General features: G+C 63.6%; 21 protein-coding genes. 10 read left to right on the top strand and 11 right to left on the bottom strand.

From position 1 onward, the window contains the following. Positions 1 to 189 precede the first annotated feature (189 nt). Positions 190 to 1389, bottom strand: coding sequence for a tyrosine--tRNA ligase (gene tyrS, locus CAG44_RS26845; protein WP_025337483.1), 1200 nt, complete (start codon positions 1387 to 1389; stop codon positions 190 to 192). Between the two features lie 213 nt (positions 1390 to 1602). On the opposite strand from tyrS, the gene CAG44_RS26840 reads away from it, so the two are divergent. Together CAG44_RS26840 and CAG44_RS26835 are read left to right on the top strand one after the other, a co-directional pair. After that, a complete protein-coding gene (locus CAG44_RS26840) occupies positions 1603 to 3024 on the top strand; it encodes a peptidoglycan DD-metalloendopeptidase family protein (RefSeq protein ID WP_085693443.1) in 1422 nt (473 codons plus the stop codon). A gap of 4 nt (positions 3025 to 3028) precedes the next feature. Continuing rightward, positions 3029 to 4120 (top strand): anhydro-N-acetylmuramic acid kinase, encoded by a 1092-nt coding sequence (locus CAG44_RS26835; RefSeq protein WP_085591407.1) that lies wholly within the window; start codon positions 3029 to 3031, stop codon positions 4118 to 4120. A gap of 59 nt (positions 4121 to 4179) precedes the next feature. Here the strand turns inward: CAG44_RS26835 and erpA are convergent, their stop codons facing one another. After that, positions 4180 to 4530, bottom strand: a complete 351-nt coding sequence (erpA, locus tag CAG44_RS26830; RefSeq protein ID WP_015268740.1) for an iron-sulfur cluster insertion protein ErpA — start codon at positions 4528 to 4530, stop codon at positions 4180 to 4182. Positions 4531 to 4676: 146 nt separating this feature from the next. Beyond that, positions 4677 to 5711, bottom strand: a complete 1035-nt coding sequence (gene argC / locus CAG44_RS26825; RefSeq protein ID WP_013970618.1) for an N-acetyl-gamma-glutamyl-phosphate reductase — start codon at positions 5709 to 5711, stop codon at positions 4677 to 4679. A gap of 141 nt (positions 5712 to 5852) precedes the next feature. Here argC and hemJ point away from each other — a divergent pair, with 141 nt between their 5' ends. The 6 genes from hemJ (at position 5853) to CAG44_RS26795 (ending at position 10279) form a co-directional block, all read left to right on the top strand. Then, positions 5853 to 6278: a protoporphyrinogen oxidase HemJ gene (gene hemJ, locus CAG44_RS26820; protein WP_003258833.1), complete on the top strand. Its 426-nt coding sequence runs from the start codon at positions 5853 to 5855 to the stop codon at positions 6276 to 6278. A gap of 28 nt (positions 6279 to 6306) precedes the next feature. Further along, the gene (locus tag CAG44_RS26815; RefSeq protein WP_085693441.1) at positions 6307 to 7263 is read left to right on the top strand and encodes a nitronate monooxygenase family protein; all 957 of its coding nucleotides are present in this window, start codon (positions 6307 to 6309) and stop codon (positions 7261 to 7263) included. Between the two features lie 67 nt (positions 7264 to 7330). Further along, a complete protein-coding gene (locus CAG44_RS26810; protein WP_085618970.1) occupies positions 7331 to 8113 on the top strand; it encodes an SDR family oxidoreductase in 783 nt (260 codons plus the stop codon). A 63-nt stretch (positions 8114 to 8176) separates the two neighbouring features. Continuing rightward, entirely contained in the window at positions 8177 to 8515 is a 339-nt protein-coding gene (locus CAG44_RS26805; protein WP_013970615.1) for a histidine triad nucleotide-binding protein, read from the top strand. Between the two features lie 65 nt (positions 8516 to 8580). Continuing rightward, a complete protein-coding gene (gene coq7 / locus CAG44_RS26800; protein WP_025337477.1) occupies positions 8581 to 9228 on the top strand; it encodes a 2-polyprenyl-3-methyl-6-methoxy-1,4-benzoquinone monooxygenase in 648 nt (215 codons plus the stop codon). 10 nt (positions 9229 to 9238) lie between these two features. Next, positions 9239 to 10279: a DUF2157 domain-containing protein gene (locus tag CAG44_RS26795; protein WP_085693439.1), complete on the top strand. Its 1041-nt coding sequence runs from the start codon at positions 9239 to 9241 to the stop codon at positions 10277 to 10279. 138 nt (positions 10280 to 10417) lie between these two features. Here CAG44_RS26795 and CAG44_RS26790 read toward each other — a convergent pair whose 3' ends face one another. After that, positions 10418 to 10840, bottom strand: coding sequence for an OsmC family protein (locus CAG44_RS26790; protein WP_004376171.1), 423 nt, complete (start codon positions 10838 to 10840; stop codon positions 10418 to 10420). Between the two features lie 191 nt (positions 10841 to 11031). Here CAG44_RS26790 and crp point away from each other — a divergent pair, with 191 nt between their 5' ends. Then, positions 11032 to 11676 (top strand): cAMP-activated global transcriptional regulator CRP, encoded by a 645-nt coding sequence (gene crp / locus CAG44_RS26785; RefSeq protein ID WP_012270218.1) that lies wholly within the window; start codon positions 11032 to 11034, stop codon positions 11674 to 11676. On the opposite strand, the gene CAG44_RS26780 is transcribed toward crp, so the two are convergent. From CAG44_RS26780 to CAG44_RS26765, 4 genes are all read right to left on the bottom strand, one after another. Then, positions 11673 to 12377 carry a lipoate--protein ligase family protein gene (locus CAG44_RS26780; protein WP_025337473.1) on the bottom strand — a complete coding sequence of 235 codons (705 nt, stop codon included), beginning with the start codon at positions 12375 to 12377 and terminating at the stop codon, positions 11673 to 11675. The genes crp and CAG44_RS26780 overlap by 4 nt on opposite strands. Before the next feature lie 120 nt (positions 12378 to 12497). After that, on the bottom strand, positions 12498 to 13331 hold the full coding sequence (gene trpC, locus CAG44_RS26775) for an indole-3-glycerol phosphate synthase TrpC (RefSeq protein WP_085693437.1): 834 nt from the start codon (positions 13329 to 13331) through the stop codon (positions 12498 to 12500). Next, positions 13328 to 14377 (bottom strand): anthranilate phosphoribosyltransferase, encoded by a 1050-nt coding sequence (gene trpD, locus CAG44_RS26770; RefSeq protein WP_013970609.1) that lies wholly within the window; start codon positions 14375 to 14377, stop codon positions 13328 to 13330. Before trpD ends, trpC begins: the two co-directional genes overlap by 4 nt. Before the next feature lie 9 nt (positions 14378 to 14386). Further along, positions 14387 to 14980, bottom strand: a complete 594-nt coding sequence (locus CAG44_RS26765) for an aminodeoxychorismate/anthranilate synthase component II (RefSeq protein ID WP_085693435.1) — start codon at positions 14978 to 14980, stop codon at positions 14387 to 14389. A 368-nt stretch (positions 14981 to 15348) separates the two neighbouring features. Here CAG44_RS26765 and estP point away from each other — a divergent pair, with 368 nt between their 5' ends. Continuing rightward, positions 15349 to 17229 (top strand): esterase EstP, encoded by a 1881-nt coding sequence (gene estP / locus CAG44_RS26760; RefSeq protein ID WP_085693433.1) that lies wholly within the window; start codon positions 15349 to 15351, stop codon positions 17227 to 17229. A 132-nt stretch (positions 17230 to 17361) separates the two neighbouring features. Here estP and trpE read toward each other — a convergent pair whose 3' ends face one another. The 3 genes from trpE to rpe form a co-directional block, all read right to left on the bottom strand. Beyond that, a complete protein-coding gene (trpE, locus tag CAG44_RS26755) occupies positions 17362 to 18843 on the bottom strand; it encodes an anthranilate synthase component I (protein WP_085693431.1) in 1482 nt (493 codons plus the stop codon). Between the two features lie 69 nt (positions 18844 to 18912). Further along, positions 18913 to 19731, bottom strand: a complete 819-nt coding sequence (locus CAG44_RS26750) for a phosphoglycolate phosphatase (protein WP_085693429.1) — start codon at positions 19729 to 19731, stop codon at positions 18913 to 18915. Continuing rightward, positions 19728 to 20402: a ribulose-phosphate 3-epimerase gene (gene rpe, locus CAG44_RS26745; protein ID WP_038408593.1), complete on the bottom strand. Its 675-nt coding sequence runs from the start codon at positions 20400 to 20402 to the stop codon at positions 19728 to 19730. The genes CAG44_RS26750 and rpe overlap by 4 nt, the downstream gene beginning before the upstream one ends. Positions 20403 to 20651: the final 249 nt, after the last annotated feature.

The following is a 20651-nucleotide window of genomic DNA, read 5'->3' as shown; positions in this document are numbered from 1 at the left end:
TCGCCTCAACTATCTAACTCATTGAATCTCAAGGAGTTTGTCGTTCCGGCGTCGCTGGAAGTGGGGCGCATTATAAGGGGATTCGAGAGGGCGTCAACCCTTAATTTCAAGAAACTTTAATATCGCTGAAAAACAAAGCGGGGAGGCCTGTCGGCCTCCCCGCTTCTATATAGCTAAACCTACCGACTATCACTCAGCCTTGAGGGTAACCCGGGCAAACGACTTCTTGCCCGCCTGGCACACATGGGTAGCACCCAGCGCAAACATGAAGTCACGATCAACCACCGCACCATCGACCTTGACCGCACCACCACTCAGCAAGTCCCGCGCCTGCGCCGAGTTCTTCACCAGGCCAGCCCGGTTCAGTACAGCAGCAATCGGCAGGCTTTCGCCCGCAGCCACTTCGATTTCCGGCAGATCTTCCGGCAGCTCGCCTTCCTTCATACGGTTACCCGCGGCACGGTGAGCATTGGCCGCAGCCTCCTCGCCATGGAAGCGCGCAACGATCTCTTCCGCCAGCTTGATCTTGATATCGCGCGGGTTGGCACCATTGGCGACGTCGGCACGGAACTGCTCGATCTCTTCCATCGAACGGAAGCTCAGCAGTTCGAAGTAGCGCCACATCAGGGTATCCGGGATCGATACCAGCTTGCTGTACATCACCCCCGGCGCTTCCTGGATACCTACATAGTTACCCAGAGACTTGGACATCTTCTTCACGCCGTCGAGCCCTTCGAGCAGCGGCATGGTCACGATGTTCTGAGCTTCCTGGCCATAGGCGCGCTGCAGCTCACGCCCCATCAGCAGGTTGAACTTCTGGTCAGTACCACCCAGCTCGACATCCGCCTTCAGCGCCACCGAGTCATAACCCTGCACCAGCGGGTACAGGAACTCGTGGATGGCAATAGGCTGGTTGGTGGTGTAGCGCTTGTCGAAGTCATCGCGCTCGAGCATGCGCGCCACGGTGTACTGCGACGCCAGGCGAATGAAGTCGGCCGGGGTCAGCTTGTCCATCCAGGTGGAGTTGAACGCGACCTCGGTCTTGGCCGGATCAAGGATCTTGAACACCTGCTGCTTGTAGGTCTCGGCGTTTTCCAGCACCTGCTCGCGGGTCAGCGGTGGGCGCGTGGCGCTCTTGCCGCTCGGGTCACCGATCATGCCGGTGAAGTCACCGATCAGGAAGATGACCTGGTGCCCCAGGTCCTGGAACTGGCGCAGCTTGTTGATCAGCACCGTGTGCCCAAGGTGCAGGTCAGGCGCGGTCGGGTCGAAGCCGGCCTTGATGCGCAGAGGCTGGCCGCGCTTGAGCTTCTCCACCAGTTCCGACTCGACCAGTACTTCTTCCGCACCGCGCTTGATAAGCGCCAGCTGCTCTTCAACCGACTTCATAGACAAACCCGCAAGGCTCAGATTCAGGGGGAGCCAACCATACAAGATCGGCCGTCAATTACAAGTTTCGCAAAGGAATGTGACCCGAACACGGGCTTGCGGCGTCTACGCGCCCTTGCGTGAAAATGGATTTGGTTATATTTTATACAGTTATTTCATCTTCATCATGTCATTCATCTATTCCATTTCACCTTTTTCAAAGTCACCTTGCCCATGACCAACGAACCGCCTAAAGCGCCCCCGCTTTATCCGAAAAGCCATCTGTTGGCCGCCAGCGGCATCGCCGCCCTGCTCAGCCTGGCCCTGCTGGTGTTTCCCTCCAGCGAAGTGGAAGCCAAGAAAACCACCCTCAACCTCGAGCTGGAGAGCCCTGCCGAGCAGTTGAAGGACGAATCCCGCGCTGCGCCCCTGGTGCAGGCAGAAGGTGAGCAAGGCTCGCCATTCGCCCAGATCGAAGAGGCCGCCCCCGAGACCCAGAACGCCGAGCAGGAAGCCCCTGCCGCCGAACCGGTCGTCGAAGCCGCCAAGCAACCCAGCCACCGTGAAGTCACCGTGGCCCGGGGCGATACCCTGTCCACCCTGTTCGCCAAGGTCGGCCTGCCGAGCAACGCGGTGCACGACCTGCTGGCCAGCAACAAGCAGGCCAAGCAGTTCAGCCAGCTCAAGCACGGCCAGGTGCTGCAGTTCGAGCTCGACAAGGACGGCCAGCTGGCCAGCCTGCACAGCAAGGTCAGCAACCTCGAAACCATTCGCCTGACCAAGACCGACAAGGGCTATACCTTCAACCGCGAAATCAGCAAGCCGGTAGTGCGTACCGCCTACGCCCACGGCGTGATCAAAAGCTCGCTGTCGGCCTCGGCCCAGCGCGCCGGCCTGTCCCACAGCATGACCATGGACATGGCCCGCGTGCTGGGTTACGACATCGATTTCGCCCAGGACATTCGCCCGGGCGATGAATTCGACGTGGTCTACGAGCAGAAGGTGATGGACGGCAAGGTCGTCGGCACCGGTAACATCTTGTCCGCGCGCTTCACCAACCGCGGCAAGACCTACACCGCCGTGCGCTATACCAACAAGCAGGGCAACACCAGCTACTACACCGCTGATGGCAACAGCCTGCGCAAGGCCTTCATCCGCACCCCGGTCGACTTCGCCCGCATCAGCTCGCGCTTCTCCGCCGGCCGCAAGCACCCGATCCTTAACAAGATCCGTGCCCACAAAGGCGTCGACTACGCCGCCCCACGCGGCACTCCGATCAAGGCAGCCGGTGACGGCCGCATTGAGCTGGCCGGGCGCCGCGGTGGTTACGGCAACACCGTGATCATCCAGCACGGTAACCGCTACAAGACGCTGTACGGCCACATGCAGGGCTTTGCCAAGGGCATCAAGACCGGCGGCTCGGTCAAGCAGGGCCAGATCATCGGCTACATCGGCACCACCGGCCTGTCCACCGGCCCGCACCTGCACTACGAGTTCCAGGTCAACGGTGTGCATGTCGACCCGCTGAGCCAGAAAGTGCCGATGGCCGACCCGATCGCCAGGAACGAGCGCCAGCGTTTCCTGCAGCAGAGCCAACCCCTGATCGCCCGCATGGATCAGGAAAAGGCCACCCTGCTCGCAGCGAACAAGCGCTAAGCCCATGGCGCTCTACCTAGGGGTGATGTCCGGCACCAGCCTCGATGGCCTGGACATTGCCTTGATCGAACAAGGCGAGCAGCTCGCACTGCTCGCCACCCACTACCTGCCCATGCCCGGCGACCTGCGCCAGGAGCTGCTGGGCCTTTGCAGTAGCGGCCCTGACGAGATCGCCCGCGCTGCACTGGCGGAAAACCGCTGGGCCAGCCTGGCAGGCGAAGGCATCCGCCAACTGCTGGCCAGGCAAGGGCTGCAGGCCGGAGCCATCCGCGCCATCGGCAGCCACGGCCAGACCATCCGCCACGAACCTGCACGCGGTTTTACCGTACAGATCGGCAACCCGGCGCTGCTGGCCGAGCTTACCGGTATCAGCGTGGTCGCCGACTTCCGCCGTCGCGATGTGGCCGCCGGTGGCCAAGGTGCGCCACTGGTCCCGGCCTTCCATGAAACCCTGTTCAGCCACCTGGGCCAGCGCCTGGCCATTCTCAACGTGGGCGGTTTCAGCAACCTCAGCCTGATCGAACACGACAAGCCAGTCCACGGCTTCGACTGCGGCCCGGGCAACGTGCTGCTGGATGCCTGGATCGAGCGCAAGCGCGGCCAGGCCTACGATGCGGATGGGGCTTGGGCTGCCTCGGGCGTGGTGCAGGCCGACTTGCTCAGTGCACTGCTGGCCGACCCGTTCTTCGCCGGCAGCGGCCCGAAGAGCACCGGCCGCGAAGTATTCAACCTGCCCTGGCTGGATGGTCACCTGGCCCGCCTGCCCGCATACCGCGACGAGGACGTACAGGCAACATTGCTGGAACTGACCGCACGCAGCATCATCGACTCGTTGAGCAACGCCCAGCAAGACACTGAAGCGCTGCTGGTCTGCGGTGGCGGTGCGCGCAACGGCGCCCTGATGGCACGCCTCGGCCAGTTGCTGCCCGACGCCCGTGTCGCCAGCACCGGCGCCCATGGCGTGGACCCAGACTGGGTCGAAGCCATGGCCTTCGCCTGGCTGGCCCACTGTTGCCTGGAAGGCATCGCTGCCAATCGCCCTAGCGTGACAGCGGCCAAGGGCCTGCGCGTACTCGGCGCAATCTACCCGGCCTGAACGTTACGCCAGAAAGCAAAACGCCGCGCAATTGCGCGGCGTTTTCGTATGGCCAGGCCTCAGATCGAGAACGAGGAGCCGCAGCCACAGGTGGTAGCAGCGTTCGGGTTCTTGATCACGAAGCGCGAGCCTTCCAGGCCTTCCTGGTAATCCACCTCGGCGCCGGCCAGGTACTGGAAGCTCATCGGGTCGACCACAAGGGAAACACCTTCGCGCTCGACGATGGTGTCGTCTTCGGCCACGTCCTCATCGAAGGTGAAGCCATACTGGAAGCCCGAGCAGCCGCCACCGGTGACGAACACGCGCAGCTTCAGACGATCGTTGCCTTCCTCGGAAACCAGGTTCTTCACCTTTTGCGCAGCGCCGTGGGTGAATTCCAAAGCGGTGGGGGTGAAGGTTTCGACGCTCATGTTGATTCTCCCGGCGTGGTAGCCGCCATAAAACTCGATGACGCGCATTATCCGCTTTCCCGAGAAAATCGGTCAAGAATTGTGCGGCTTTAGTCGCGACCTACAAAAAGGCCCGCACGACGCGGGCCTTTTTGAACGCTGGCGGCTTACGGCAGCAGGCCCGCGTGTGACAAGCCCATGCGCTCGTCCAGGCCGAACAGGATGTTGAGGTTCTGCACCGCCTGGCCGGACGCGCCTTTGACCAGGTTGTCGATCACCGACAGCACCACCACCAGGTCACCACCTTGCGGGCGATGAACGGCAATGCGGCAGACGTTGGCGCCGCGCACACTGCGAGTTTCCGGGTGGCTGCCAGCCGGCATCACGTCGACGAACGGTTCATTGGCGTAACGCTTCTCGAACAGCGCCTGCAGGTCGACCGAGGTGTCGGCGACGGTAGCGTACAGGGTGGCGTGGATGCCACGGATCATTGGCGTCAGGTGCGGCACGAAAGTCAGGCCGATATCCTTGCCAGCGGCCAGGCGCAGGCCCTGGCTGATTTCCGGCAGGTGGCGATGGCCCTTCACTGCGTAGGCTTTCATGCTTTCGCCGGCCTCGCAGAACAGCGAGCCCACCGCCGCACCACGGCCAGCGCCGCTGACACCCGACTTGCAGTCGGCGATCAGGCGCGACGGGTCGGCCAGGCCAGCTTCCAGCAGCGGCAGGAAGCCCAGTTGGGTGGCGGTCGGGTAGCAACCCGGCACAGCGATCAGGCGTGCCTGGCGAATCTTCTCGCGGTTGACTTCAGGCAGGCCGTATACCGCGTCCTTGAGCAGCTCTGGCGCACCGTGCGGCTGGCCGTACCACTTGCCCCACTCGGCGGCGTCCTGCAGGCGGAAGTCGGCCGACAGGTCGATCACCTTGGTACCGGCCGCCAGCAGTTCGCCAGCCAGGGCGTGAGCAACACCGTGCGGGGTGGCGAAGAACACCACGTCGCAGGCGGCCAGGGTCTTGCTGTCCGGCACGCTGAACGCCAGCCCGTCATAGTGGCCGCGCAGGTTCGGGTACATGTCCGCCACTGCAACGCCCGCCTCGGAGCGCGAAGTGATGACCGCCACTTCGGCCTGTGGATGCTGTGCCAGCAGACGCAACAGTTCGACGCCGGTGTAACCCGTGCCGCCGACGATACCGACCTTGATCATAACGCTTGCCCCTTATCAACGAGCCGTCTGGAAAGCGCACGATAATAGGGGCGCAAGGCGCCTGTAACAACTCTTCGGGTGACCCTTCGGGCGCTTGACCACTACTATCTGACGACCGTGAATACCTGAAGGAACTCCCCCATGCTTTACCTATGGATCAAAGCGCTGCATATCGTCAGCGTGGTCTGCTGGTTCGCCGGCCTGTTCTACCTGCCGCGGCTGTTCGTCTACCACGCCCAAAGCCAGGACAGCATCAGCCAGGAACGCTTCGTGACCATGGAGCGCAAGCTGTTTCGCGGCATCATGAACCCGGCGATGATCGCCACCTACGTGTTCGGCGCGTGGATGCTCTACCTCACGCCCGGCTGGCTCAGCCAGGGCTGGCTGCATGCCAAGCTGACCCTGGTCATCCTGCTGACCGTCTACCATCACATGTGCGGCGCCCAGCGCAAGCGCTTCGCCAGCGGCAGCAACACCCGCAGCCACGTCTACTATCGCTGGTTCAACGAAGTGCCCGTGCTGTTCCTGCTGGGTATCGTAATTCTGGTGGTGGTCAAACCGTTCTGACATAGCCACCCGCTCAAGGAGCCTTGCCATGTCGTTACCTGCCTCCCTCGAACAACGCCTGCGCCTGCCCGTGGTTGCCGCACCGATGTTCCTGATCTCCAACCCCAGGCTGGTACTGGCCTGCTGCTCCAGCGGCGTGGTCGGCAGCTTCCCGGCCCTGAACCAGCGCGACAGCGCCGGCTTCAAGGCCTGGCTGGAGGAAATCGAGGCAGGCCTGGCACAGCTGCAGGCGCCAGCACCCTATGCCGTCAACCTGATCGTCCACCCGACCAACCCGCGCCTGCAGGCCGACCTGGCGTTGTGCGTGGAACACCGCGTGCCGATCGTCATCACCAGCCTCGGCGCGGTGAAGGAAGTGGTCGATGCCGTGCATGGCTACGGCGGCCTGGTGTTCCACGATGTCACCACCCGCCGCCATGCCGAGAAAGCCGCCGAAGCCGGTGTCGATGGCCTGATCGCCGTTGCTGCAGGCGCAGGCGGCCATGCGGGCACCTGGAGCCCGTTCGCCCTGGCCGCGGAGATTCGCCAGTTCTTCGACAAGACCCTGCTGCTGGCCGGCTGCCTCAACCACGGCCACGAGATCCTCGCCGCGCAAATGCTGGGGGCGGACCTTGCGTACATGGGCACCCGCTTCATCGCCACCGCAGAAAGCCAGGCCCCGGACGCCTACAAGCGGATGCTGCTCGATTCCCATGCCGCCGACATCGTCCACACCCCGGCGGTGTCCGGCGTTCCCGCCAGCTTCCTGCGCCCGAGCCTGGAACAGGCCGGCTATGACATGAACGCCATCAAGGACGGCCATGAGCAAGGCAAGCTCAAGCCGATCGACGACGAAGCCAAGGCCTGGAAGACCGTGTGGTCGGCGGGCCAGGGGGTCGGCGGTATAGACGACCTGCCCAGCGCCAGCGCGCTGATCGGACGGCTGCATGACGAGTACCGGGACGCCCTGGAACGCTGCCAGGCCCTGCGCGCCCGCACCCTGTAGCAAAAGGCAACACCTTGCCCGGCCAAGCTGTACACTAGGCGCCCTCTTCAGCCCCCAGGAGCCTTGCATGACCCGTTACGCCATGATCACTGGTGCTTCCAGCGGCCTGGGCCTGGCCCTGGCGGAAGCCCTGGCGCGGCGCGGGCGCAATCTGATCCTGGTGGCACGCCAGCGTGAAACGCTGGAACCGGTGGCCATCGAGCTGACCCAACGCTTCGGTGTCGAGGTGCTGTTCCGTGCCTGCGACCTCAGCCAGCCGTTGCGCCTGTCGGGCTTCGTGCTGGAGCTGGAGGAAGGCGAGCGGCGCATCGACCTGCTGGTCAATTGTGCCGGCCTGCGCACCTACGGGCCATTCCTGGCCCATGAGTGGGCCGACGAACAGGACCTGCTTGAAGTCAACGTGCTGGCCCTGAGCCGCCTGTGCCACGCCATCGGTAACCTGATGGCCGTGCAGGGCGGCGGGCAGATCCTCAATGTCGCCGGCCTGGCCGGGGTGGCGCCTGGCCCGTGGATGGCCGCCTATGCCGCCAGCAAGGCCTATGTGCTGAGCTTCTCCCAGGCCTTGCGTGAAGAACTCAAGCGCACCGGCATCAAGGTTTCGGTACTGTGCCCCGGCCCGGTGCGCTCCTCGCGCCGGCGCATTCCGCGGCTGGATGGCAAGCCACGCTGCCTCAGCCCTGAGGAAGTGGCGCTGTACACCGTGCGCGCGCTGGACAAGAACCGTGCACTGATACTGCCCGGCCGTCGCAACCGCTGGCTGGCGTTCGCCCCGCGCCTGCTGCCACGGTGGCTGGTGCGCAAGCTGGCAGGGGCCATCCACCGCCGCTATTGCCCGGTAGGCATGGAATAGCCACTGGGCGAGCGGCGCCCGGCTGAGTACACTCGGCCCGACCCTCACCATGGAGCAAGTGCTGTGGACGATTTATTCATCAAGATCATCAACCGGGAGATCCCGGCGAAGATCATCTACGAGGACGACCAGGTTCTGGCGTTCCACGATATCGCCCCCCAGGCGCCCGTGCATTTTCTGGTCATCCCGAAAAAGCACATCCGCACCCTCAATGACTTGACCGAAGAAGACAAAGGCCTGGCTGGTCACATCTTGTTCACCGCCCAGCGTCTGGCCAAGGAACTTGGCTGCGAGGAAGGCTTCCGCGTAGTGATGAACTGCAACGAGCAAGGCGGCCAGACCGTCTACCACATCCACATGCACGTGCTTGGCCAGCGCCAGATGCACTGGCCACCGGGCTGATCCACGGCAAGCGACCCTGCCACTATTGCGGTAAACTGTCGGGCACATTCTTGCGGAGGTGCCCGATGGCTACCGAACGTCACTACTCGCCGCTCGACCGCTTGTTGCTGCAGGCCGATACCGCCATGCGCACCTTGCTGCCCTTCAGCGGCCAACCCGCCCGCCCATCGCCGGCCATCGTCCAGCCGGACGTCGACCTGGACGAACAGCAGGCTCGTCATGTTGCCGGGCTGATGCGTATCAACCACACCGGTGAAGTGTGCGCCCAGGCGCTGTACCAGGGCCAGGCCCTGACCGCCAAGCTGCCCGAAGTGCGCAAGGCCATGGAACACGCCGCCGAGGAAGAAGTGGACCACCTGGCCTGGTGCGAACAGCGCATTCGCCAGCTGAACAGCCACCCCAGCGTGCTCAACCCGTTGTTCTACGGTATGTCGTTCGGTATCGGCGCACTCGCCGGGCTGGTCAGCGACAAGGTCAGCCTGGGCTTCGTCGCCGCCACCGAGCACCAGGTTTGCAAGCACCTCGACGAGCACCTGGAGCAGATCCCGCAGGAAGACGAAAAGTCCCGGGCCATCCTCGAGCAGATGCGCATCGATGAGGAACAGCACGCCGAGTCTGCACTGGAAGCCGGCGGTTATCGCTTCCCCGCCCCTGTTCGCTTTGGCATGAGCCTGTTGGCCAAGGTCATGACCAAGAGCACCTACCGTATCTGAAGGCATCACCATGACGGACCGTTTCGACGCCAAGGACCTGGCGCGCGCCGTGCAAGCCGGCATTCTCCAGCCGGGCCAGGACCAGGCCCTGCTGGCCTTCCTGCGCCAGCAGCCGGCACAGCGCGGCAGCTTCCAGCTGGCCCATGTCGCTTTCTACTTCGGCGCCATGCTGATCATGGCAGCCATGGGCTGGCTGCTCACCGAAGCCTGGATGCGCATCGGCGACTGGGCACTGCTGGTCATCGCCAGCCTCTATATCCTGCTGCTCACGCTGTTCGCCGTTAACCTGCAACGGCGCGTACAGCCCGTCGCGGCCGGGGTGCTGGCAGCAGTCGCGGTCAGCATCGTGCCATTGGCGGTGTTCGCCATCGAACGGCTGGCCGGGTGGTGGCCAATGGATGATGCGCAGGCAAACTATCACCAGTACTACACCTACGTGCAGAGCGGCTGGCTGGCAATGGAAGCAGCCACGGTGCTTGCCGGGCTGTTGATGCTGAGGCTGATCCCCTACCCGTTCATCGTCATGCCGATTGCCGTGGCCTTGTGGTTCATGTCGATGGACCTGAGCGAATGGTTCTTCGGCTCGCCATTCAGCTGGGAACAGCGCCGCGAGGTTTCGCTGTGGTTCGGGCTCGGGTTGCTGGTGGTGTTCGTCGGGGTGGACGGCCGCACCCGCGAAGACTACGCCCACTGGGGCTACCTGGCCGGGCTGGCGGCATTCTGGGGTGGGCTGACGCTGGTAGACAGTGGCAGCGAGCTGGGCAAGGCCCTGTACTGCCTGATCAATATCGCCCTGATGGGTATCGCAGTGCTGTTGCGTCGGTCGGTGTTCATGGTGTTCGGGGCGTTGGGCGTGGCGGCTTACCTGGGGTACCTGTCATACGAGGTGTTTGCCGACTCGCTGCTGTTCCCGGTGGTGGTGACCTTGATCGGGCTGGGGGTTATCGGGCTGGGGCTGGTTTACCAGAAGCGGCGGGAGCGGTTGAGCCGGGTGATGCGCGGTTGTTTGCCGGGATGGGTGCGGGCTGCGCTGCCGGCGCTTCGCAGCTGAAATTGTCGGGGCCGCTCCGCGCCCCATCGCCGGCAAGCCAGCTCCCACCTCGACCGCATTGACCTCAAGCCAGGTGCTATCCCTGTGGGAGCTGGCTTGCCGGCGATGGGCTGCAACGCAGCCCCGGAAGTCTGCGGTTCAGCCCAGCTCTACAATCTCGTACCCGTGGGTAATCTCAACCCCGGCACGCTCGAGCATGATCGAAGCTGAGCAATACTTCTCCGCCGACAGCTCTACCGCACGCTTGACCTGGGCCTCCTTCAGCCCACGCCCCTTCACCACGAAGTTCATGTGGATCTTGGTAAACACCTTCGGGTCTTCGCTGGCACGCTCGGCCTCCAGAAACGCCTCGCAGCTTTCCACCGCCTGGCGCGACTTCTTCAGAATGCTGACCACGTCAAAGCTGCTGCAGCCACCCAGGCCCAGCAACAGCATTTCCATCGGGCGCACGCCCAGGTTACGGCCGCCGGCCTCGGGCGGGCCGTCCATCACGACGACATGGCCGCTCCCCGATTCGCCGAGGAACATCGCCTCACCGGCCCACTGGATACGTGCCTTCATCTACCCGGACTCCTGATTTTCGGAAAAGGGTGTCAGCTTAGACCTTGTACGGCTGTGGGAAAAGCACGAGTCGTGTCGGTTTAGTACCGAAACATCCTGTAGTGTCTGATAAGCTGGCGCCAAATGACTGGCGCTTCCCGCCAGCCGACCTTTATAAAAAGCCTATGCGTCATATCGAACAGGATTTCGTGATGGTTGCTTCCGCCTTACCCGCCAAGATCAAGAACATCGACAAGCTGCTGGTGCACTGCCAGCGCCGTCGCTATACCGCCAAAAGCAACATCATCTGCGCCGGCGACCGGGCCGAGACACTGTCGTTCATCATCAAGGGTTCGGTCACCATCCTCATCGAGGACGATGACGGCCATGAAATGATCATCGCCTACCTCAACAATGGCGACTTCTTCGGCGAGTTGGGCCTGTTCGAACCGGTCGAGGGTGAACAGCAGCGCAGTGCCTGGGTGCGCGCCAAGACCGAATGCGAAGTAGCCGAAATCAGTTATGAGAAGTTTCGCGAACTGGCGCGCCAGGACCCGGAAATCCTCTATGCCCTGGGCAGCCAGATGGCCCAGCGCCTGCGCAACACCACGCGCAAGGTCGGCGACTTGGCGTTCTTCGACGTTACCGGGCGTGTCGCCCGCTGCCTGCTGGAACTGTGCAAGCAACCCGACGCCATGACCCACCCCGATGGCATGCAGATCAAGATCACTCGTCAGGAAATCGGCCGCATCGTCGGTTGCTCGCGGGAAATGGTCGGCCGCGTCCTCAAGGACCTTGAAGAACGCAGCCTGGTGCAGGTCAAAGGCAAGACTATGGTGGTCTACGGTACCCGCTAGTCCCTGGGCAGGTCGGCCAGTACCTTGGCATAGGCCTGCGACAGCCGCTCGAACCATGGGGCCGCAGGCGCCACTTCGTGCAAGGCGATGTGCGCATCAGCGCGGCAGCGCTGTTCCAGCTCGCAGCACTCGTTGAAGCGGTTGACCGCCGCCACCATCGATTCACGCTCGTTGTCCAGCAGCAGCGCACCGTGCACCAGCACCACCGGGCGCTTGCCACCCAGCCCCTGGCGCCAGCGCTGGGCGGTGCCCACCAGTTTGCGGCCATTGAGGTTGACGTTGTAGCGGCCATCGCAGAAGGCGCCGTCGATTTCGCCCACCGACGCCACCCCGCCCCACTCGCGCAGCACGTCACACAGCGGCAGGCACAGGCGCTCGTAGGCGTTTTCGATACGGCCGTGGTCGCCTTCGCTGCGGGGGGCAACATAGACCAGGGCAACGTTCACCGTGGCGTGTGATTGCGGCACCGGCTCGCCGCCGGTTTCGCGCAGCAGCACCGGCCAGCCGGCGATCGCCAGCTCCGAGCAGGCGGCTTCGAAATTGTCCAGACGGCTCATGCGCCGGGGCATGACCAGGGCGTGGTCGGTCGGGCGCCAGAACAGCACGCCACTGTCGCGCTCGCCGCGGCAGACGGCGGCCAGCAATTCCTGTTCGGCGTGCAGGCCTTGTTCTACGGTCAGGGCCAGGGGTTGATCGGTCATTGATCCACCTTTGATGTTGTTATTCAGGGCCTCTTCGCGGGCGAGCCGAAGCGTCGGACCGCCGCGAAGGGGCCACTACAGGCATACAAAAAAGCCGGCAATAACGCCGGCTTCATTTGATCAGTCCAGTTGCTGAACAGTCTTCTTCACCTGTTCCGGGAAGAACAACCGCTGCAGCTCCAACCCCGGCTGCTCGGCGCGCATGAACGCCTCACCGACCAGGAAGGAGTAGACCTCGTTGATCTCCATCAGCTCCACATCGGCCCGGTTCAAGATGCCACTCTCGGTAATCGCCAGGCGATCACGCGGAATACGCGGCAGCAGGTCGAGGGTGGTTTCCAGGCTGACCTCGAAGGTGTGCAGGTTGCGGTTGTTTACCCCCACCAGCGGTGTATCCAGGGTTTTCAACGCCCGCTCCAGCTCATCGCCGTCGTGCACTTCCACCAGCACGTCGAGGCCGACATCCTTGGCCGTGGCCGCCAGCTCGGCCATCTTCACGTCATCCAGCGCCGACACGATCAGCAGTACACAGTCCGCGCCCAGGGCCCGGGCCTCGACGATCTGGTACGGGTCAACCATGAAGTCCTTGCGGATCACCGGCAGCGACACCGCCGCGCGGGCCTGCTGCAGGTACTCGTCGGCGCCCTGGAAGTAGTCCACATCGGTCAGCACCGACAGGCACGTCGCCCCGCCCTTCTCGTAGCTGACGGCGATTTCCGCCGGCACGAAATGCTCGCGAATCACGCCCTTGCTCGGCGAGGCCTTCTTGATTTCGGCAATCACCGCCGGTTGCTTGCGCGCGGCTTGCTCGATCAGGGCCTTGGCAAAGCCTCGCGGGGCATCGGCAGCCTTGGCCAGGCCCTCCAGCTCGGCGAGGCTGACGCGCGCGCTGCGCTCGGCCACTTCCTGAAACTTGCGGGCGATGATCCTTTCCAGCACCGTCGGCACACTCATGCTTCGTTCTCCACCTTGAATACTGCAGTAAAGGCGCCCAACTCCTGCAGCTTCTCCCAGGCCAGCCCGGTGTGCAGTACGTCGTGGGCCAGTTCCACACCGGCTTTCAGGCTCATGGCATGGTCAGCGGCATACAGCGCCGCGCCAGCATTGAGCACGATCATCTCGGCGGCCTTCTGGCCGTTTTCGGTCTTGCGTCGGCCCAGTGCATCGCGGATCAGCTCCAGCGACGCCTGCGGGTTCTCGACGGCCAGGCCGTGCAGGCTCTGGCTCTTCATGCCGAGGTCTTCCGGCTCTACCCAGTATTCGGTGATTTCGCCATTCTTCAGTTCGGCGACGAAGGTCGGCGCAGCCAGGCTGAACTCGTCCAGGCCGTCCTTCGAGTGCACCACCAGCACGTGCTTGCTGCCCAGGCGCTGCAGTACTTCAGCCAACGGGCGGCACAGGGTCTGGGCAAATACACCGACCACCTGGTGCTTCACCCCGGCCGGATTCGTAAGCGGGCCGAGCATGTTGAACAGGGTGCGCAGCCCCAGGTCACGACGCGGGCCGGCAGCGTGCTTCATGGCCGAATGATGGCTTTGCGCGAACATGAAACCGATGCCCAGGCTATCGATGCAGCGGGCCACCTGGGTGGGCGTCAGGTTCAGGTAGATACCGGCGGCCTCCAGCAGGTCGGCACTGCCGCTCTTGCCCGATACCGCGCGGTTGCCATGCTTGGCCACGGTGCAACCTGCAGCCGCCAGGACGAACGACGAGGCGGTGGACACGTTGAAGATGTTGGCGCCATCACCGCCGGTACCGACGATATCGACCACGCCATCGAGGCTCTGCAGTTCGACCTTGTCGGCCAGCTCGCGCATCACCGACACCGCACCGACGATCTCGTCGATGCTTTCGCTCTTCATGCGCATGCCCATCAGGAAGGCGCCGATCTGCGCTTCGCTGCACTGGCCGGTCATGATCTGGCGCATGACGTCGCGCATTTCTTCGGTGGAAAGGTCCAGCTGGCCGACGATACGGCTCAACGCACTCTTGATATCCATGTTCGATCCTTAGCGGCGGCCGCCGGTCTGCTTGAGGAAGTTGGCGAACAGTTCGTGGCCCTGTTCGGTCAGGATCGACTCGGGGTGGAACTGCACCCCTTCGATATTCAGCGTCTTGTGGCGCAGGCCCATGATCTCGTCGACCAAACCATCAGCATGGGCGGTCCAGGCGGTCACTTCCAGGCACTCGGGCAAGGTTTCGCGCTTTACCACCAGCGAGTGGTAACGGGTCACGGTCAACGGGTTGTTGAGGCCGGCGAACACGCCCAGGTCACGGTGGTGTACCGGGCTGGTCTTGCCGTGCATCACCTGGCGGGCACGTACCACATCACCACCAAAGGCCTGGCCGATGGACTGGTGGCCCAGGCATACGCCAAGGATCGGCAGCTTGCCGGCAAAGTGCAGGATGGCCTCGATGGACACGCCCGCCTCGCTCGGCGTGCACGGGCCTGGAGATACGACGATGCGCTCGGGGTTGAGGGCTTCGATCTGGGCGATGGTCATTTCGTCATTGCGAATGACCTTTACCTCGGCACCCAGCTCGCCAAGGTACTGAACGACGTTGTAAGTGAATGAGTCGTAATTGTCGATCATCAGTAACATCGGGTTAAACCTCTTGAATCTACTGACTTCAGAATTCGAACCTTTCTGCACCAGCCAACAGGCGCGGCTTTGCCACAAGGGGCGGTAGACAGGAAGGCAAACGGGGGCGGGCCGGACGGGCCGGCAGGGGATAAAGTCAGGCGCGCCAACGCCAACGGGCGTGGGCCTTGATTACGCGCATCAAGAGTTTGCTGACGATCAACACAGGATAGGTCTCGCTCATACGTCCCGGCACAGTAGCCTACCGGGGCGGCGGGCGCAATATGCCTGTAAACACGGGGAAACGAATGGACTTGGGAGGGATGCACTGCGATTTGCTAAGGTCGATGGGGTTGTCCTGATAAAAACAAAGAAAAGGATGTTCCCTGATGCGAAAAGCACCGTTATTGCGCTTTACCCTCGCCTCATTGACGTTAGCCTGCAGCCAGGCCTTCGCGGCACCCTCGCCCTACTCCAGCATGATCGTGTTTGGTGACAGCCTCAGCGACGCCGGGCAGTTTGGCGGGGTGCGCTTCACCAACCGCGATGCCAATGGCAATTATGCGCCAGTGTCACCGATGATCCTGGGCGGGCGGCTCGGTGTGAGCCCGACCGAGCTTGGCCCTTCCACCTCCCCGGTCAATCCGGTGCAGGGCCTTCCCGACGGCAACAACTGGGCAGTCGGTGGCTACACCACCCAGCAGATCCTGGATTCGATCACCACTACCTCCGAGACCGTCATCCCACCAGGGCGCCCCGGCGCCGGGCAGGTACTGCGTGATAAACCGGGCTACCTGGCCAACGGCCTGCGCGCCGACCCCAACGCGTTGTATTACCTGACTGGCGGCGGCAATGACTTCCTGCAAGGCCTGGTCAACAGCCCGGCCGATGCCGTGGCCGCTGGCGCCCGCCTGGCCGCCAGCGCCCAGGCCCTGCAGCAAGGCGGTGCCCGTTACATCATGGTCTGGCTGCTGCCCGACCTCGGGCAGACACCGAACTTCAGCGGTACGCCGCAACAAAACCCGCTGTCGCTGCTATCCGGCGCGTTCAACCAGTCCCTGCTCAGCCAGCTGGGGCAGATCGATGCCGAAATCATTCCGCTGAACATCCCCGTGCTGCTGAGCGAAGCGCTGGCCAGCCCCGAGCAGTTCGGCCTGGCCAGCGGCCAAAACCTGGTCGGCACCTGCTACAGCGGCGAAGGCTGCGTGGAAAACCCGGTGTATGGCATCAACGGCGCCACGCCAGACCCGACCAAGCTGCTGTTCAACGACTCGGTGCACCCGACCATCGCCGGCCAGCAACTGATTGCCGACTACGCCTATTCGATTATCGCCGCCCCCTGGGAACTGACCTTGCTTCCGGAAATGGCCCACGCCAGCCTGCGTGCCCACCAGGACGAACTGCGCAACCAGTGGCAGACACCCTGGCAGGCAGTTGGCCAGTGGCAAGCCTTCGTTGCCACCGGCGCCCAGGACCTGGACTTCGACGGCCAGCGCAGCGCGGCCAGCGGCGATGGCCGCGGCTACAACCTGACCCTGGGCGGCAGCTATCGCCTGAACGATGCATGGCGCCTGGGCCTGGCCGGCGGCGTGTACCGGCAGAAGCTGGAAGCCGGCGCACAGGATTCGGACTACAAGCTGGACAGCTACCTTGCCAGCGCCTTCGCCCAATACCGCCAGGACCGCTGGTGGGCCGACGCGGCGCTGACCGCCGGGCACCTGGACTACAGCGACCTCAAGCGCACCTTCGCCCTTGGCGTGAACGACCGCAGCGAAAAGGGCGATACCGATGGCGAGGCCTGGGCGATGTCGGGGCGGCTGGGCTACAACCTGGCGGCCGAGAGCAGCAACTGGCAGCTGGCTCCGTTCATCAGTGCCGACTATGCGCGGGTGAAGGTGGATGGCTATGACGAGAAAAGCGGGCGCTCGACGGCGCTGGGCTTCGATGACCAGGAACGTACATCACGCCGTTTGGGCGTGGGGTTGCTGGGCAGTGTGCAGGTGCTGCCGAGTACCCGGCTGTTCGCCGAGGTGGCGCAGGAGCATGAGTTCGAGGATGACCAGCAGGATGTGACGATGCACCTGACCAGCCTGCCGGCGAATGACTTCACCCTGACAGGGTATACGCCGCACAGCGACCTGACCCGGGCGAGCCTGGGGGTGAGCCATGAAGTGGTGGCGGGGGTGCATTTGCGCGGCAACTACAACTGGCGCAAGAGTGATGAATTGACGCAGCAGGGGGTGAGTTTGAGCGTCAGCGTCGACTTTTGAATTGATGGGGCCGCTTTGCGGCCCTACGCGGGCTCGCCCGCTCCCACAGGTATTGCACAGGCCTTGCAGCATGTGATTTCGCTGTGGGAGCGGGCATGCCCGCGAAGGGCTGCAACGCAGCCCCCGATCAACTTATTTTGCCGAAGTCTGCTCAGCCAACGCCACCGCGCGGAACATCGCCCGGCGCTTGTTGATGGTTTCTTCCCACTCCAGCGCCGGCACCGAGTCGGCAACGATGCCGCCCCCGGCCTGCACATGCAGCTCACCGTCCTTGATTACCGCGGTACGGATAGCAATGGCGGTATCCATGTTGCCGTTCCACGCGAAGTAACCGACGGCACCACCGTAAACCCCACGCTTGACCGGCTCCAGCTCGTCGATGATCTCCATCGCGCGAATCTTCGGCGCACCCGAAAGCGTACCGGCCGGCAGGATCGCCCGCAGTGCGTCCATCGCCGTCAGCCCTTCGCGCAGCTGGCCAGTGACGTTGGACACAATGTGCATCACGTTGGAGTAACGCTCGATCACCATCTTCTCGGTCAGGCGCACGCTGCCGGTCGAGGACACGCGACCGACGTCGTTACGGCCCAGGTCGATCAGCATCAGGTGCTCGGCAATTTCCTTGTCGTCCGACAGCAGGTCGTCTTCCAGCGCGCGGTCGACCTCCTCGGTAGCGCCACGCGGGCGGGTGCCGGCAATCGGGCGTACGGTGACCAGGTTGTCCTCGACGCGCACCAACACCTCGGGCGAGCTGCCGACCACATGGAAGTCGCCAAAGTTGAAGAAGTACATGTACGGCGTCGGGTTGAAGCAGCGCAGCGCGCGGTACAGGTCGATTGGCGCAGCCTTGAAGTCGATCGACATGCGCTGCGACGGCACCACCTGCATGCAGTCACCGGCCAGGATGTATTCCTTGATGCGGCCGACGGCGTTCTCGTAATCCTCGCGGGTATAGCTGGAGCGGAATTCCGGCTCGGCAGCCTGTGGGCCACTCAGGTCCAGGCCACGGCGTGGGGTGATTGGCTGACGCAGGGTTTCCAGCAGGCCTTGCAGGCGTGCCTGGCCCTGTTCGAAAGCCTGCTCTTCAGCCGGGTCGACCAGCACGATCGCGTGCATCTTGCCCGCCAGGTTGTCGAACACCACCACCGCATCGGACACCATCAGCAGGATATCCGGCACACCCAGCGGGTCCGGGTTGGGGCTGGCGCCCAGGCGCTTTTCCACATAGCGCACGCAGTCGTAGCCGAAGTAACCGACCAGGCCGCCGTTGAAGCGCGGCAGGCCAGGGATATCGGCGACCTTGTAACGGTCCTTGAAGGTTTCGACGAAGGCCAGCGGGTCTTCGACATCGTGGCTTTCCACCTCCACGCCATCCTGCAGGATGCTGACGTGGTAGCCGTGCACACGCATCACCGTGCGCGACGGCAGGCCGATCATCGAGTAACGGCCCCATTTCTCGCCGCCCTGCACCGATTCGAGCAGGTACGAGTTGGGCTGGTCGGCCAGTTTCAGGTAGATCGACAGCGGCGTGTCGAAGTCGGCCAGGGTTTCGCAGGCCAGGGGAATGCGGTTGTAGCCGGCAGCGGCCAGGCGCAGGAATTCTTCGCGGGTCATGGGTAGCCTCGTGGCAAGCAGCAATAGGTCAGGCAAACGGACGGGCCGGCACGCGCCGGCAGGCTGAAGTCAGGCGCGCCAACGCCAACGGGCCAGGGCCTTGATGACTTTCATCCAGAATTTGCCGGTAACCGCCACGGTGGACTCTCTGTCTTGTGAGGCTTGAAGGTCCGCCAACGTTATCCCAGTGGCCGGGTCTGCGCAACCGGGCAGCAATGCGCGCAGGTCGTCGATCACCAGGCTGGGGGCTTCGTCGTGGATCGGTCGGCCGTGGTTGTAGCCGTAGGTCAGGCCCACGCACTGCACGCCAGCCGCCTTGGCCGCCAGCACGTCACTGCGTGAATCGCCGACAAACAGCGACTGCTGCGGGGTGACACCGGCCATCTGCATGACGAACAGCAGCGCCGCAGGGTCGGGTTTTTTCTGCGGCAGGGTGTCGCCGCCGATGATCCAGCGGAAGTAGTTGCCGATCTTCATCTGGTCCAGCAGCGGGCCAACGAAGCGCTCGGGCTTGTTGGTGATCAGCGCCATTTCCACGCCCTGCTTGCGCAGCCAGCGCAGGGTGTCCTGCACACCGGGGTAGACCACGGTCAGTTCGTGGCTTTCGGCATAGGCTTCCATGAACAGCGCCAGCGCCTGGTCGGCCAGCGCATCGTCCACGGCAGCGTGGTCGATGCCACCAGCCAGCGCCCGGCGCACCAGCACCTGGGCACCGTTGCCCACCCAGTGGCGCACCGCCTCCAGGCCGGCAGGCGGGCGCCCCAGTTCGAGCAGCATGCGGTCCACGGCGGCGGCCAGGTCTGGCACGGAATCGATCAGGGTACCGTCCAGATCGAACATCACCAGCCTGGGCAGCGTCCCCGGGAACAGCTGCTCGAAGCCGCTCATGGGCGGGCCTGAGCCAGTTCGGCACGCATCCTGGCGATGACTTCCTGGTAGTCCGGGGCGTTGAAGATTGCCGAGCCGGCCACGAAGGTGTCGGCGCCAGCGGCAGCGATCTCGCGGATGTTGTTGACGTTGACGCCACCGTCGATTTCCAGGCGGATATCACGGCCGCTGGCGTCGATCAGCGCACGCGCCTCGCGCAGCTTGTCGAGGGTGCCAGGGATGAACTTCTGCCCGCCGAAGCCTGGGTTGACGCTCATCAGCAGCACCATGTCGACCTTGTCCATCACGTACTTCAGCGCGTCCAGGCTGGTGGCCGGGTTGAACACCAGGCCGGCCTTGCAGCCACCGTCCTTGATCAGCTGCAGCGAACGGTCGATGTGCTGCGAGGCTTCCGGGTGGAAGGTGATGTAGGTGGCACCAGCTTCGATGAAGTCGCCGATGATGCGGTCGACCGGGCTGACCATCAGGTGCACGTCGATCGGGGCGGTGACACCGTACTTGCGCAGGGCGGTGCAGACCATCGGGCCGATGGTCAGGTTGGGGACGTAGTGGTTGTCCATGACATCGAAGTGGACGATGTCGGCACCCGCGGCCAATACCTTGTCGACGTCCTCGCCCAGTCGGGCGAAATCGGCGGAGAGAATGGAGGGGGCAATAGCGTAGGGCTGCATGGCGCACCTGTTGGCAGAATCACGGTGGCGCGCATTGTAACCCAGGGAAGCGGATGAAGGCTGATTAGCATCAACCTGTTCCGGCCTCTTCGCGGCTAAAGCCGCTCCCACAGGGACCGCGCAGGCATCGAAAGCTGCACAAATCCTGTGGGAGATTCTATGGTTGTGGGCAATGCTTTTTGCCCCCTTTGCTCATGTATTCGCCTTGAGTCTTCATCAAGGCGAATGCAATTCTGGCCAGCTTTCGGG

The organism is Pseudomonas sp. B13(2017) (genome assembly GCF_002113245.1).
GTDB classification, from domain to species: Bacteria; Pseudomonadota; Gammaproteobacteria; order Pseudomonadales; family Pseudomonadaceae; genus Aquipseudomonas; species Aquipseudomonas putida_Z.
This window is presented reverse-complemented; position numbering and strand designations above follow the sequence as displayed.